This is a genomic window from Luteibacter sp. Sphag1AF, from assembly GCF_014192715.1.
Lineage (GTDB): Bacteria > Pseudomonadota > Gammaproteobacteria > Xanthomonadales > Rhodanobacteraceae > Luteibacter.
This window is the reverse complement of sequence record NZ_JACHYH010000007.1, coordinates 13,050-29,481: the sequence shown is the minus strand read 5'-3', so window position 1 is coordinate 29,481 and position 16,432 is coordinate 13,050. Positions and strand designations below refer to the sequence as shown.

The following is a 16,432-nucleotide window of genomic DNA, read 5'->3' as shown; positions in this document are numbered from 1 at the left end:
GTCGCATGCGGAACGCGCGCATCAATGCAGCGCATCCGCAGGCAGGCGCACGCCGCCGTCAACCACCGACAAGGAGAGGCCTGAGTGGAAGTCGGCACGCTGAAGGTTCTTCTCGACAGGCTGACGGGTCTTCTTGTGGTTGCCCGAGTACGGGCCTGAAGTCACGTACGCAGCCATGCCATACGGCGTGGCGATCACGTCGTGGCCGAGCACGCCATCCACCTGGGCCAGCGCATTGGCTGACGGCCCCTGCCCGAAGTTCTGCTTGATGCTGGCCGTGGTGTCGGTCGCCTCGTTGAACGCGTAGTTGCCCGCATCCGCGCCCGTGGCGTAGATGCCGGTGACCGATACCGCCTTGCCGTCGCCTACCATCGCGTCACTGAACAGCGAAGAGGTGGCGCCGAACGCGATGACGTCGCCAGCCAGCACGCCGGTGTAGCCGAGGTTGACGATGGCCTTCGCATTGCCGTCGAAGTATTTGTCGTTGCCCTGTGCCGTCACCGCGACCTGGAGTTTGCTGATGCTGGCCGTCGTGGTCGGATTCACCGTCAGCACGTAGTTGCCAGCGTCCTCTCCGGAAATGCTGCCGTTCACGCCCACCGTCTTGCCGTTGGCAGCGTTCTTGTCGCCGAACCGGCCCGACGTGCTGAGCGCGAGGTCATCACCCGCTATCACGCCCGTCAGCACGCCATGCGTGATGGCCGAGGTGTTGCCGTCGTACACCTTGTCGTCGGCCGTGATGCCGGCCGTGATGGCCAGCGGCGTCACGGTGGCGACATGCGTACCGCCCAGCAGTGTGTAATTGTCGGCAAGCGTCGCCCCGTTGCCGGTCAGGGACAGGCTGCCCAGGTCGGCCAGCGCGCGATTCGTGGCCACATTCTTGCTCGCCAGGATACCCGCGCCACTCACAGTGAGCGATTCACCCGCAATACCCGCGATCACGCCCATATTGCCGAACATCGCCGCGCCCCCGACAGCCGTACCGTCATAGACGCGCGTGCCGGACAGGTTGAGCACTACCCTGTAGATATCGGCAGTCGTGGTGTCGTTGGTCGTCAGCGTGTAGTTGCCCGCATCGTCACCGGTCAGTGCACCGGAGACATTCACCGTCTTGTTGTTGCCGGCGTTCTTGTCGGCAAACAAGCCCTGGCTGGTCATGGATACCGTGTCGCCATCCAGCACGCCGGTCAACGTACCCTGGGTGGATGTGTGCACGTTGCCATCATAGGTCTTGCTGCCCGCAACGATGTCGCCATTGATCGCACGCGGGGTGATGTTGCCCTTCGTCTGCGCGCTCGTGTTGAACACGTAGTTGCCCGCGTCATCACCGGCCGCCGCGATGCCGTCCACCGTGATCGTCTTGTTGTTGGCGGCATTCTTGTCGCTGTACAGCGTGCTGCCACCCGTGAAAGACACCTGGTCGCCGTCGATGATGCCCGTGGAGCTCAGGCCTGCGCTGGCGAGCGCATTGCCGTCATACACCTTGTTCGAGCCACTGGCATCCACCACGATCGTCTTCGGCGTGACGGCGGCGGTAGTCGTTGCGGTGGTGTTCCAGCTGTAGTTTCCTGCGTCTTCGCCACCCACCACGATGCCGTTGATGGCCACGGTCTTGTTGCTTCCGACATTCTTCGTGTCGAAATTGGCCGAGCCGTAGCTCACCGTCAGCGAGTCTCCCCCAAACAGGCCGGTGATCCCGAGCATGGCCTGCGCCAGCGTGTTCGCGTCGTACACCTTGTCCTGTGCCGTCGCACCGATGGTCAGGGCATAGGGCGTGATGGTGAAGGCATCGGTGCCGCCAACCAGCGTGTAGTTGCCTGCCTGGGCGCTGCCGTTGCCCGTGAGTGCCAGCGTGCCCAGATCGAAGTCACCCGTACCCGATGACGTGCGGTTGTAACCGGCCACGTTGCGCGATGCCGTGTTGCCCGCACCGCTGAGCGTGAGCGTTTCGCCATTCGCACCCGCGACCACGCCGTTGCTGCCGAACTTGTTCGCGGCGGCCGTCGTGGTGGCATCGTAAACGCGCGTGCCCACGAGGTTGATGACGTAAGGCGTGATGTTTGCCGTCGTCGTGGCAAGCGTGTTTCCCAGTGAGTAGTTGCCCGCATTGGCGCCGGACATGCCAATGCCGGTGACCGTCACACCAATGCCGTTGGCCACGTTCTTGTCGGCGAAGAGGTTGGACAACGACGTGAAGCTCACGTCATCACCTGCCACCAGGTCGGCGCTGCCCAGGGTGGCCTGCGAGCTCAGTGTGCCGTCGTAGACCTTGTTCACGCCGCTGGCAACGACATGGATGACCTTGCTGGTGATGTTGGCCGTCACGTTGCCCGGCTGGGTCAGCACGTAGTTGCCTGCATCGTCACCGCCCACCGTCATGCTGGTCGTCACAGCCTTGCCGGTGCCGACGTCCTTCGTGTCGAACAGGCCGGTGTCGGCGTTCTGGAGCACAAGGTCGTCACTGCCCAGGCGGCCCTGAAGAACCGATCCGGACAGAACCGCATTGCGGTTGCCGTCATAGATCTTGTCCGCCGCCACTGTGCCCACCACGGTAAGCGCAGCGGGGGTGATCGTGTACGTATCGGTGCCGCCCACCAGCGTGTAATTGCTTGCCAGCGCCGCACCGTTGTTGCCGAGTGCCAGCGTGCCGAGACCAAAGCCGCTGGAGGCGGTGTAGGTACCCACATTCTTGCTTGAAAGAGCACCCGAGCCGCTCAGAAGCAGCGTCTCGCCCGCCACGAGGTTGCCCAGTGCCAGCGTGTTTGCACTGGCGCCCATGGTCGTGTCGTAAACGCGGCCACCGGACAGATTCAACACGCGCGGCGTGATGCTGGCCGTGGTCGTGGTGGTGGTGCTCGACAGCACATAGTTGCCTGCATCGCCACCGCTCTTGGTGATGCCCGACACCGTGACCGTGCGCCCGCTGGCCACGTCCTTGCCATCAAACGTGCGCGTCGTGCTGGCGAAGTTGACCGTATCGCCTGCAAACACGCCGTCGGATCTCACGCTCGCCGTGGCGGCTATGGTGCCGTCGTACTGCTTGTCCTGTGCGATGGCCGACGGGTTGATGGTCTTGGGCGTGATGTTCGCCGACACACCCACGGGCTGCTGAAGGATGTAGTTGCCGATATCGTCGCCGCTCACCGTCATGTGCGTGGTGACGGTGCGGCTACCCACGTCCTTGCTGCTGAAGGTGCCAGTCAGCGCGTCGCCCAGCGTCACTGCATCGCTGCCCAGCACGCCCTGGAGCGTGGCGCCGGAGAGCTGCGCCAGCAGGGTCTGGTCGTAGATCTTGTCGGCGGCCAGGGTGCCAGTGACGTTAAGCGTGGCCGGCGTGATGGTGACCCAGTCGGTGCCGCCGACCAGGGTGTAATTGGTAGCCGACCCGGTGTTGTTTCCAAGCGCCAGCGTGCCCAAATCAAGGAATGCGCGCTGCGATCCGACGTTCTTGGTCACCAGGTTGCCCGAGCCGGTCAGCGTCAGACGCTCGTTGTTCACACCGGCAATCGTGCCGCCCGTGGTGAACAGCGAAGCGTTGGCGCCAATGGTGGCGTCGTAAACGCGGGTGCCGGTCAGGTTGATGATGAAGGGGGTGATCGTGCCCAGCACGCCTGACGCCGAGGTCGGCAGCACGTAGTTGGACAGATTGGTGCCGGAGGCCGCCAGGAAGTCCGACACGGAAAGCGTGGACTGCAGGCCAATGCCCGTGCCTGCGTTCACGCTGTTGTACTTCGCCGATGACGACTGCGGAACCGTGGCACCCTGCCCCGCGATGAACCCGTCGAGGGTGTAGTCACCCGCAGTCAGCGTCACCGAGTTGGAGCCGTCGTACGGCTTGCTGGGATTGCCGGTGATGGACGCCGTGATGGTGCGACGGCCGATGTCGGTCGTGAGGCCGCTGACCTGATCAATGCGGTAGTTGGAAGCGCGGCTGCCGGACAGATCGAAACCGCTGGTGGTCACGTTGAGGCCGTTGGCAGCATCCGCAGAACGCACGCTGCCCGAGGCTCCGGAGGCGTCCAGGTTCACGTTGCCCGCGTCCGAAGCAAACACGCCCGAGAGCGTCGCGCCCGCCGTGTTCAGGCCAATGATCGTGCTGCCGTCGTAGATCTTGCCGATGGCCGACACACCGTTGATCGTCAGCGTGTACGGGTTGATGTTGGCCGTGAGACCCGCCACCGGCTGAAGTACGTAGTTGCCTGATTCCGTACCGGAGATCGAGAAACCCAGTGCCGTCACCGCCTTGCCGTTGCCTGCATCCGCATTGGCGAACACGCCCGTGGTGCCTCGGGTCAGCGTCACGCTGCCGGTATCCGCCTCCACCAGACCGACCAGTGTGGCGCCTGCGCTGTTGAGGAGCGCGCCGGTCGTCGTGTCGTACGTCTTGTTCAGTGCGGTGACGCCAAGGACATAGAGCGGCGCAGCCAGGATGGCACCCGTACCCTGCGCCATGGTCGGCAGTTCGTAGTTCGACAGCAGCGTCTGGGAGTTCGGCATGAACGAGGTAACCGCCATCAACGCGGTAATCTGCTTGTTCACGCCGACATTCTTGGTGTCGTAGTTGATCGACGTGGACGGCACTACGTCGGCCCCTTCACCCGGCGCGAACCCGTCGATGATGTAGTTTCGCGGCAGCAGCGTCAGGTACGTGGTGCCGTCATATACCTTGGTCGGGTTGCCGGTGATCGACGCGGTCAGCAGCGCCTTGGTGATCTCGCCGGTACCGTAGGCCATGTCCGGCAGATGGTAGTTGGCAAGATTGGTGCCTGCATTCGCAACGAAGTTGGACGGATCGAGCGTGGCCGAAATGGCCTGTTTGCCCACGTTTTTTGAGGCAAACGTGCCAACGGTCTGATTGACCGTGGCGCCGTCGTCGTTGAGGAAGCCGTAGAGAATGAAGTTGGCCGAAGTCAGCGCAGCCAGCGTGCTGCCGTTGTACGCCCGCGTCGGGCCGGTGATGCCTGCGGTGATGTAGCCCGCCACATCCTTCGGAATGATCGTACCCATGCCGGTCATGACGGTGGGCAGATCGTAGTTCGACAGCAGCGTGTCGCCGATCACGGCAAAGTCGGCGTCGGTGAGCGACACCGTCACGTTGCGCTGGCCCGCATCAGCCAACGCATACAGGCCGTGGGTCTGGGTCACCGTGGCGCCTTCACCCGCGATGAAGCCAAACAGCTGGTAGTTGTCGGCGTTGAGCGTCGCGTCCGTGGTGCCGTCGTAGGTCTTGGTCGGGTTGTTCACCAGCGACGCGAGCAACGGTGCCTTGGTGATCGTGCCGTTGCCCGTGATCGTGGTCGGGAAGGTGTAGTTGGACAGCAGCGTGTCGCTGCCCAGGCTGAAGTCCGACGGCTCAAGCAAGGCGGTTACCAGGCTGATGCCTGCATTTTTCGAGGCATACGTCGCGCCAGCGCTCTGACTGACCGTGCCCGATTCGGCCCCCTGGAAACCGGTGATCGTTACGTCGCCGGACTGGAGCGCCGCGTTGGCCGTGCCGTTGTACGTGCGCGTCGGGTTACCGGTGATGGAGATGTTGAGCTGGGCAGGCGTGATGTTCGCGCTCAGATCGTTCGGCTGAGTCAGCTTGTAGTTGCTGCTGCCCGAGCCGCTCAGCGAGAAACCACTGGTCGACACGCCGATGCCGTTGCCGACGTTGCGCGTCGCGAACGTGCCGGTGGCGCCGGAGGTCAGCAGCGATATGTTGCCGGAGTCGGCGTCGACCAGGCCATTGAGCATGGCACCGCCCAGCGCCAGCGCTGCCACGTAGGTGGCGTCATAGCTGCGACTCAGTGCTGAAATGCCGCTGATCGTCAGCGTCCTGGGCGTGATGGATGCGGTGACATCCGTCGGAAGCACCAGGTCGTAATTGGACGCCTTGCTGCCCACGAGCTGGAAGCCTGTCGTGATCACCGACTTGTTGCTGCCAACATTGGCATTGGCGAACAGGCCTGCACCGGCAGTGCTGTCCAGGATCGCGTCATCTGTATCTGCCGCGATGACGCCGAAGAGCGTGGCGCGTGTCTTGTCCAGCGAGGCGGTCAGGGTGCCGTCGTAGATCTTGTCGTTGCCGAGCAGGCCGGACAGCTGCACCTTCGCCTTGTTGATCGTGCCCAGACCCGTGGCCGTGGTGGGCAGTGCATAGTTCGACAGCAACGTGCCATTGCCCGCCACGAAGTTCGATTCAACAAAGTTGGCAATGACGTTGCGCGTGCCCGCATCTGCCAGGTCATAGCCCACGGAATTGGGCTGACCGAAGGTGACGCTCTCCCCGGCCACCAGTCCGCTCAGAAGATAATTGGACGAGTTGAGCGTCGCCGTCGTGGTGCCGTTGTAGGTCTTGGTCGGGTTGTTGATGATCGCGATGTTGAGCTGGCGTGGATCAATCAGGCCGATGTTGCCCGAGACGCTGCCACCCGCGACGCCATAGCCGTAGATCTGCACGCCCGTCGAATCGACGAACGAATAGGCGGCGCTTGAACCGGGCGAGGTCACAAGAATGCCGTTGCCTGCATTCTTGTTGCCGTACGTGCCGCTTACGGCAGCAAAGCGATCACCATTGATAAGGCCCGAGCTGACGAAGTTGCCGTTGGAAAGCGTGGCATCCGTCGTGCCGTCATAGGTTTTCTGCACCGTGCCGGTCAGGCCGGTGATGGTTACCGTCGGCGCCACCTTGTAGAGAAAACCATTGCCCGTGCCCAGCGGCGTGGCGCCAGCCGCTGCGTTGTACTGGATGAACTGCGGTGCAAGACCGCCGCGAACGTCCTGGGTCGGATTGTTCGAATAAACCAGCCACTTGCCCGACGCTGACGAGAGCGCATTGGCGCCCGCCTGATTGATGAAGTTGTTGGCGGCCGTAAGCGTGACGCCCGCGCCACCTGCTACGGTCGCACCCGATCCAAGCGTGATGTTACCGTTGCCACCGTTGCCGTTGGCCTTCATCACCACGCGCCCCGCGCCGTTGATCGACGCGTTGACGTTGATGGCGCGGTAAGCGTCCAGCGTCAGCGTTGCAGCCGCATTGTTCCAGCTGATGGCCGCATTGACGTTGATGTCGCCAACACCTCCCGCATTGGGCGTGCCGTAGCCGCCCGTACCGCTGTTGGTGGTCTGCTCGGTAACGTTGGTGCCGCCGTTGAGCGCGCCGGAAATGGTGGCCGCCGCATCGGCGTCGATGGTCAGGTCGTACGGATCAATCAGCCACGTGCCCGCCTTGCCATGCGGCGCGCTGGCGTTGACGGACGCGGCACCGATATGCGCAAACGCACCTGAGGTCTCGATGGTGCCGCCGTTACCACCGTTGGGCGCGCTGGCATCCAGCGTGCCGCCCACGTTGATCTGACCGGCCGTCATGCCGGCCAGCAGCACGATTTCTCCGTTGCGGTTTTCCACCGTCTGCGCGCGCACCACGCCGGAATTGTTCACCACGCTGGCCAGCAGCGCATCAGCAGCACCGGCTGTCATGAAGACGCGGCCGCCGTCGGCCTGCACGAGCTGGCGGTTCTCCACCAGATTGTTGAGCGTGCTGCGGTCCACCTGCATATGCATCAGCTGGCTGCCCGCGAAGGTCAGCGTCACCTGGCTGCCGCCACCCATCGCCACCGTACCCAGCTGCGCGCTGATGGTGCCCTGGTTGGACACGGTGTTGCCCAGCATCGCCACGTAGCCACCATCGGCCGCGCGAATGCTGCCCTTGTTGACGACGCTGGCCTTGCTGTTGCCGCTGAACGTGCGCGTGTTCGAGTTCAGCGAGGCGTCGGAGGTGTCCAGCGTGGAGGCCACCAGACCACCCACGTTCACCTGCGCGCCCTGTCCGAACAGCACGCCGTTCGGATTGATCAGCCAGACCTGGCCGTTGGCGTTGAGGTTGCCGTAGATCTCCGAGGCGCTGTTGCCCAGGATCCGATTGACCGCGATGGAGTCGCGTCCCGGCTGCACGAAGTTGACCGTCTCGTTGCTGCCGATGTCGAAGGTCTGCCAGTTCAGCGAGAGGTGCTGGCTGTTCTGGTTGATCGTGGTGATTGCACCGTTCTGGTTGATCGAGCCTGCGCCCGACACAATCTGGCCACCGGTCTGTCCGGCATGCGCAGCACCCGCGGCGCCCAGCGCCAGGCAGACAGCGGCGGCGATGCCAGCCATGCGAGGCGCGCGCTTCGACTCCCCGGCGCTGGCCACCGGGCGGCTGCCCCGGGCCAGTTCGCTCGCTGCGACCCACTGCGAAGTGGAAGCATTCCAGCACAGACGGTAGATGCGATTCATGCGTTGCTTGACCTTCAGATGTAGTGCAAATCGAAAGCGCGCGTCCCGTGGGCGCGCGTGGATGCTGAACGCGGGACGAGCAGCCCCATAGCCCGACACGGAACGTGGCGTGCGGTCACTGATGTGGTGGAGTCCCTGTAAGACACGTCGCCTGACAAACCCGGTCATGGAATGCGGGTGTCACGGCGGTGCAGCAAATTCTAGAGACGGGGTGGGCTACGGATAAGGCAGCACGACGGGAACTTGTGTCATGCCGGGCATGACAATCGTCCGCCCGGGCAAAGGAGCCTTCAGGCATGTGTCAATCAGTGAGGGCCGCGTTACTGGGCCGTCAGGCCATCTGGCCGAAATCGCGCTTTGCTACGCGATCTGGTCCTGCGCTCGGCCATCGACAGGTATTTTGCCCACCAGGTCCATCACGCATGCCATGAAGGTATCGGCATCGGCGGGCTTCAGCAGCGCAGCGTCGATGCTGTCCCGTCCACCCGCACGAACGGGCGGAAGCGCACAGTACAATAATACGGCCGCGTCGCCACACTCGCGCCTCAGGCCGGCCATCAGTTCCCACGGGTCGGCATCGGGCCAGCGAGGGTCGATCACGATCAGGTCGGGAGTCTGCTCCCGGAGGCAGCCCGGCAGCGCATCTGCCGAGGTTACCGGGGAGGTCTGGAAGCCATAGCCGTCCAGAAGATCGCAGAGCACGGCCCGCAGCGCTGGCTCCGGTTCTGCCACCAGCACAATGCGCCCTGCGCCATCCATGTCGGTTGCCATGCCGCCTGACGCAAATCCCGGCTCGATGTCGCGCTCGTCGGCCAGCGGCAACACCAGCTCGAACCAGAAGCAGCTGCCCTTTCCGGTATGTCCGGCCTGCACGTGCAAGCGGCTGTTCATATGGCCAAGCAGGCGGGTCGCGATGGCCAGTCCCAGGCCAGTGCCTTCCCTGTCACGGGCATTGGCGCCGCGCTCGAAGGGTTCGATCAGTCGTTCTGCTTCGTCTTGGTTCAGGCCTATGCCGGTGTCATCCACCTCGAAGCGCAGCGTGACGTGTGCCTCCGGCGCACCGGAAACCACATCCACATGGAAGGCGATACGTCCGTCGCGGGTGTACTTGGCTGCGTTGCCCAGCAGGTTGGAAAGTACCTGACGGAGGCGATGAAAGTCGGCGTGCACCACAGGCGGAAGGGTCGCGGCCCAATGCGATGAGAAGTGATTTCTTTCGCGCATGGCCAGTTGTGCGGCGTTGCCTGCCAGCTCTTCAAGGAAGCTGTAGAGGTATCCGGGCGCCGGTTCAAGCTGCATCTCGGTCAGCTCGCCGCGCGAGAACTCCAGCAACTCGTCGATGAGTTCCATTTGTCGCTGGGCCTGGCATTCGATGAGCTGAGGATAATTGACACCCGTCTTTCCGCCGCGCCATTGCCGAACCGCATCAACGATGGCGGAAAGCGGCGAACGCAGGTCGTGGCTGATGTGGGCCAGCAGCATGCGTCGTGCATGGAGCACCCGTTGCAGTTCGGCAGTGCGTTCGGTCACCACACCTTCCAGTCGATGGGCATGCACGATCAGCACGTGCATCCGCCACCGCCATATCAGGGCCGCCAGCGCCAGCAAGCCCAGTGCGCCAGCCAGGAAAGCCCACCAGGTCAACCACCACGGCCGTGCCACTGAGAACTCCAGAGTCACCATGTCCGACGTGGTGCGCCGGTTCTCGTCGATGGCCTGCAACTGAAACCGGTAGTGCCCGGAAAGCAGTGCGGCATAGCGGATTTCCCGCTGGGTAGTCTCTACCCAATCGTTGTCGAGCGGTTGCAGGCGATAGCGGAATCGCACGGGATGCCCGGCGCTGTTACCCAGCACGCCCACTTCGATATCCAGCGCTTCACTGCGCTCATGCTGTATGCCGCTGGACGCAAGAACGTCCCGGTCGCCATAGCGGGCGGAAAGGATCAGCGGCGACATCGTGCGCGGTGCCAGCAGCTGCGCAGGCTTCAATACATGGGTGATTCCAACCGGCGCACCAATCCACACGCTGCCGTCTGTGTCTGCGAGAAACGCGCCGTGATTGGTTTCGTTCCACAGCAGACCGTCGCGCGTGGAAAGGCGTGTCCACCGACCATCGGCCAGCACGTCCACACCGTTGCCACCACCCGCCCAGAGCCGGCCTTCGTGATCAGGCCGCAGGAAATAGAAACGCGTAGCGGCGAGCAACGGATCATTCACCGGCGACATGGCCACCGTGTCGGCATCGGTGACCTGGCCCACCAGCAGGCCAGGCTGCAACGAACTCAGCCAAAGGCGGCCATCGGGCGTTGCAGCTACGTTTTCATACCCGCCCGTAACGTCTTCCGGGGTAACCCGGACCTGCACCCAACCCGAGGCGTTGCGACGGAACAGGCCCGAGCTGCAAGTGACCCACAGGCGGCCAAGCCGGTCTTCGGCCACATCCGAGCACATGGTGGCGGGAATCAGCGAGGGAGCCGCACGTATGACCTCGCCGGATGTCGGGTCCAGCTCGTAGAGACCGCCCAGCGTGTAAATCCAGAAATGGCCGGCACGATCCAGGTGCGCGCCGCGAATCAGGTAAGGCAGCGTCCCCACGCAGAGCGTGCGGCCCGTGGCGGGCTCATAGCGGACCACGCGTCCATCGAACAGGAAATACCAGATGTTTCCAGCGGCATCCGCGATCACGGCATGTGCCTGCACGGGAGGCGGGACATCCAGTGGCCAGCGATGCGCACGTGCATCGCCCGGCACCAGCACTTCGCCACCACCTTCGCTGGCCAGCCAGATGCTCTTCGCATCACCGCGCGCCATGGACCAGATGAGGCTGTCGCTCAGGCCCTGGGCGACAGTCCAGTTTTCCACGGCATCGTTGGTGCTCCAGTACAGCACGCCGCGACCATAGGTGCCTGCCCACACCATGCCGTCGTGGTCGGTGACCAGCGCGGATACGCCGACGCCCGGCAGTCCGTTGCTGCGGTTGAACAGTTCCCACTCACGTCCCGTCCAGCGCGCTACGCCCTCGTCGGTACGGGTGAGGATGCGTCCTGCGGCGTCTTCGATGATGTCGATGTTGGTGGCCGCCACATCACCGTGGCCGTTCGGGATGTCCCGCGCCACAAACCTGTCGCGCCCCGCCGGCAGCATGCGCACCGTGCGCATGCCCCTGACCCAGAGGCTGCCATCGGCGGCGCTGACGAAGCCCACCCACTTGTCTGCGGGAACGCCTTGTGCGGGCCCAAACTCAGTCAGGGTGTCGCGGTGAAGCCGGCAGATCAGGGCGCCACAGCCAAACCAGATATCCTCGCCATGGCGATAGACGGCCGCGAAGTGCGCCGCTCCCATCTGGGGAAGCCGGCTTTCCGACAGCAACGGTGCGGCCATCCACTCGCCATCAGCCTGCGGGATGAGGCGCAGAAGATGATGTCCGCTGACGACCAGCATGCCGCCCTGCCCGTCGGACGCCAGTGTTTGCCCTCGATCTGCCAGCACGGTCTGGCCCGATGGGCGTACCCACGAAAACTGCCCGTTCGGGTCACGGCGCTGCAAGCCCGAGCGTGTGCCTACCCACAGATGCCCCGCCTCGTCTTCCGCAAGGCTGATGACTTCGGAGGTATGAAATCCCTGATTGGCCGTGGCCGGACTGAAGCCAACGCCATCGAACCGGTAGAGGCCCTGCTCCGTGCCCGCCCATAGCGAGCGCTGGCGATCTTCCAGCAAACGCACCACCGACAGGCTGGCCAGGCCGGTGTTCTGGTCATACGTGCTGAGCGGCAGCTGCGCATGAGGCGAGGTCGCCTGCCCCGTCTGGATGGCCGCAAGCGCCAATGCGAGGAGAGGAAAGGCTCGGCGCGCAAGCCAGGCGAGCGCAACCGGGATGCGGTCAGCCCACATGATCAACGGCCACGTCGACGCCCTCGCCCTCCTGCACCGCCTTGCGATATTGCGATGGCGTCACACCCATCCGCGTGCGGAAGGCCGTGGTGAAATTGCAGGCGCTGCGAAAACCGATGCCCTCGGCGATGTCCTGCATGCCCAGCGACGTATCGGCCAGCAGGCGCTTGCTCTCCTGCAAACGCTCTTCGCGCAACCAGGCAAACACCGTCGTGCCCATGCGCTGGCGAAACAGTGCGGACAGTCGCTTGTCGTAGGTGCCCACGTCCCGCGCAATCTGTTCCAGCGTAAATTCTTCGGACAGCCGCCTGCGCATCAGGCGCATGGCCGCGCGCAGCACCACATCGTCTGGCGTAACGCGGATTCCATCGTCTGACACCGCTGGCATGGCTCGCGGCGCAAGGCGCAGATGAATGCGGACGCGCGCCACCAGTTCGGCGGGCTCGCAGTTCTTGAGGATGTAGTCGACCCCGCCGTGGCTCAGGCCCTCAAGCCGTTCTTCAACCGTGTTGGCGGAGGTCAGGAAAAGGATGGGAATCTGCCGCAACTGCGGCACTTCCTGCATCAGACGAAGAAAGACAAAACCGTCCACCTCGGGCATGCGCACATCCAGCAGCACCAGATCGGGCGCCATGGCTTCCGCGCGCTGCAAGCCCTGCGCGGCGTTGGTGGCAATACTCACCCGCCAACGCTGCGAACGAAGCGTCTGAATCAGCGAACCGATGTGTTCCGGCGTGTCGTCGACCACCAGAATATGCGGCATATCCAGCACAGACAAAGCGCTTTCCCCAATACACGTACAGGCCGTGCAAGGCCCCCCGCCGGGGAGTATATGCCTTCCCCGCCGCATCGGGAGATGGCGTCAGGCGGGCACCGCGGCAGGCATGTCGCGATACCGGGCTTGAATGAAGCGCACAAAGGTAAGCGCCGCGTCGCCCACCGCCCGGCCGGACATGGTCAGTGCGTGAATCGGCAGCGAGGCGGGTTCGAAGTCCTCAAGGACCACACGCAACTGCCCGCGCGCCAGATCCTGCGCGCACAGATAATCAGGGAGCTGGGCGAAGCCGAGCCCTGCGCGTACGGCGGCAAGAAGCGCATTAAGGTCACCTGAGGCCATGCGCGGATGGCCGCTGCCGGGAATCGACCCGCGCGACGAAGTGCTTCCCGGCCCTGCATCGCCCGTATATCGCAGCGTCTGCTCGCCGCTAATCTGCAGCGGATGCGTCGGCACCCCCACGCGCTTGAGCAAATCGGGGGATGCCACGGTCATCAGGCGAACGCGGCCCAGCCGCCGCGCCACGATGTCGCTGCTATCCGGAATGTCTTCCTGGAGACTCAGAACGACGTCGGCCTCCTGCCGCACCAGCGACTCCATGTGGCCGTCGCTGGACCCCAGCGTGACCCGAATAGACGGATGGCTGCCAGAGAACGCGGTCAGAAGTTGCGCCACCATCGGCACCAGCAGGCCCTGCGCGCTGATGCGCACGAAAGTGGCTCCCGCATCCCCTGCAATGGCGGCCCGCTCGGCCAGATTCGCCGCCTCACACATCGCGGATGCATGCCGATAGACATCCATTCCGGTTGCCGTCACCGAGAAGCGCCTCGCATTGCGATGCAAAAGCTGCACGTCCAGACGCCGTTCCAGCTCAATAATCCGGCGACTGAGTAGTGACCGGGTGGTGCCCATCGTTTCGGCGGCCGCAGAAAAGCTGCCCGCATTGACCACCTGCACGAGCAGAAACAGATCGGCCATGTTGCTCATCCGTTCCATGCCGCTCAATGACCCGTGATGCCCACCATGGTTGAAACCGGCCCGTTACGCGCTTCTGAGAGCGCGCGCCGGGAGCCTTCTGACCCGTGATTTCAGACGAAAATCGAGGCGGGTCGGCGGCGACCATAAAGGCGGGTTTGGGAACACATCTTTGCTTGCGGGTAAAAAACCTTTGCGCCAGATCTTTTCTTTTGTGACCCCCCTCGCAGTTTGGCCTGCTGGTGCCGAGGTGAACGCCACAAAACCTCAGTGAGGCGCCTCCCTGACGCCCAGCTCAAAATGGCTTCCGGAAGCGAATTTCACCTGCAATGGCTCACCCGCATCCTCGATGGATTCACCGCTCACATCCCGGCCAGTTCCGTAGTTGATCTGGATCGAAGGCACCTTCGGCACGCCGACCACTACGACAATGCGACTGCCGGCAGACAAGAGGCGCGCGGTAAGCGTCTGGCTTTGAAATGACAGGGTCTGGGACCTTCCCGGTTGCAGCAGGTGCCGGGTGCTGCGGTCCTGCATGAAGCTGGCCCGGCCCAGATAGGAAGCAAGGTCGAGATATTGGCCATCCGCCCTCAATTCGTAGAAGTTGACCGCGAGATCGACGTCACGCTTGTTGATCGTGACGTCCAGCTGGCCGGTGAACACGCCATCCACTTCCAGAGCGGATTCAAGCGGAGCGGTTTCCCATACCAGTGAGTTGCGGACGTCTGGCGCGTTGGCAGGAGGCTGGAAATCGGCGTCACTGCGGTCGCGCAAGTTGACCTTCAGCACCGGAGGCGGCGTTGCGGCTGGCGCGGCCCTGAGCAATAGCGCGCCGCCTTCGCGGGTGCCGGTCATGTACAGGCGCCGGCGTTCCGTTGCCATGGCATCCAGCGTCGATACGTGCCGCCAGGTGTTGGCGCCCATCACTTCAAAGTTGATGCGGTCGCTCAGCAGGTCGGGCAACGGTGCTCCGCGAAACACGTGGTCGAACCATTGCAGCCGGATGTTCTGCAAATCGAGTACAGCGACGCGGTCGATATCGGCTCCGCCAATGCCCGGCAGCACGCCGGTCTGCATGGCGGTGTGATGGTACGGGCCGATCAGCATGCGGTGATCGGCCGCCGGACGGTACGCCAGGTGTTGCGCAAAGTAGTAAAGCGCGCCAACCATCCCCCCGTCGTAGTACCCCGTCTGCACGAATACCGGGATGTCGATGCTGGCAAACTCATCCTTATACGGGATCAGACGCTGCCAGTACGCGTCGTACGCCGGGTGCTCCAGCCACGTGTCGAACACGGGATTGGGCGTGCCGTCGATCTTGTCCATGTCGCCATATGGCCGTCCGCTGGCGTACCACGCTCGGGCAACGCCGGCCCAACGGGCGCGGTTGCCATAGGTTTTATCGTCGAGGCTCTTGATGTTGGTCGTATAGAACGGCCAGGGGTAGATGAAGCTCTGGAACACGTTGCCCTGCATGGGCGTGTCGATGCCGGGTGCATTGGTGGCATTGGTGGCTATCGCCTTGAGTGCCGGCGGATGACGTTTGGCGGCAGACCACTGTGTAAAACCGTTGTAGCTGCCGCTGAACATGCCCACGCGGGCGTCGCTCCAGGGTTGCCGGGCCAGCCACTCGATGACCGTTGCCGCGTCGTCGCCATCGTGCTCATAGGGCACCGCCGCACCCGGACTCCGTCCTTTGCCGCGCGTATAGGCCACAACACCTGCGTAGCCATGCGCGGCCATCGTGATGGCGTCGCTGAGGCTCCAGTCGTCCTTCGCGTAAATGGTGAAGTTCAGCAGTGCCGTGAGTTTCGCTGCGGGCGCCACTCGCGGGCGGACGATCATCACCGCGATCATCGCCCCATCGGGTGTCGGCACCAGAATCTGGTCGTCGATGACGAACCGGCGAGCGGCGTCGGCGCGGAGCAATGGCTCAGATGCCGGCATGAGGTAGGTCCATGCTTCCACGGCCTCTGTCGCAGCGATCACTTCAGCGGCGGTGGCGCAGGTTGCCAGCGCCCTTCCCTCGCATCCTCTGGCTTCGGTCGCGGCATCCGCACGAAGGGCGTCCAGGTCTGCGTCGTACCAGGGGAGGACCCGGGCCATCTGGTCATCGGGAAGTGCGTCGTAAAGTTCACGGAACGCCCGACGCAGAGCGGCGGATGATGGCGCACCCGCAGCTTGGTAACGTTTCGCCCGGGCGAAGATCGTCAACGGCACGAGGGCCGGTACGCGCCTGGGGTCCACGGAAGCGTAAACAACCGAAAGGCGATTGAGCGTTGCCTCCGCATCACCGAATCGCCGGGCAGCAAGCTGCAAACGGTACAGGGTGACCAGATCGGCCGGCTTGCTGGTTTTGGCATACGCCGGAATCAGGGCGGCGGCAGTGGCCGAACGTTCGGCCGCGTCCCCCGCCTGAGAGGCACCGGGCAACGCCACCATCGCAGCCAGCAGCCACGACAACGAAATGATTTTCATGCGGAGGTCTCTCCCGGGAAGGCATCGGTGAACGGCGACAAGAGAGGCCGATGCTCA

Annotated in this window: 5 protein-coding genes; all 5 read right to left on the bottom strand. The window is 63.7% G+C overall.

Translation table 11 applies throughout. The features are described from left to right. Window positions 1-21: 21 nt before the first annotated feature. Window positions 22-8,256: a YDG domain-containing protein gene (locus FHW69_RS15525; protein ID WP_183424010.1), complete on the bottom strand. Its 8,235-nt coding sequence runs from the start codon at window positions 8,254-8,256 to the stop codon at window positions 22-24. A 360-nt stretch (window positions 8,257-8,616) separates the two neighbouring features. Continuing rightward, a complete protein-coding gene (locus FHW69_RS15520) occupies window positions 8,617-12,147 on the bottom strand; it encodes an ATP-binding protein (RefSeq protein ID WP_183424009.1) in 3,531 nt (1,176 codons plus the stop codon). After that, window positions 12,137-12,919: a response regulator gene (locus tag FHW69_RS15515; protein ID WP_343204040.1), complete on the bottom strand. Its 783-nt coding sequence runs from the start codon at window positions 12,917-12,919 to the stop codon at window positions 12,137-12,139. The genes FHW69_RS15520 and FHW69_RS15515 overlap by 11 nt, the downstream gene beginning before the upstream one ends. Before the next feature lie 90 nt (window positions 12,920-13,009). Further along, the gene (locus FHW69_RS15510) at window positions 13,010-13,900 is read right to left on the bottom strand and encodes a LysR family transcriptional regulator (RefSeq protein WP_183424008.1); all 891 of its coding nucleotides are present in this window, start codon (window positions 13,898-13,900) and stop codon (window positions 13,010-13,012) included. A 264-nt stretch (window positions 13,901-14,164) separates the two neighbouring features. Beyond that, window positions 14,165-16,375, bottom strand: coding sequence for a CocE/NonD family hydrolase (locus tag FHW69_RS15505; RefSeq protein WP_183424007.1), 2,211 nt, complete (start codon window positions 16,373-16,375; stop codon window positions 14,165-14,167). Between the last annotated feature and the right edge of the window lie 57 nt (window positions 16,376-16,432).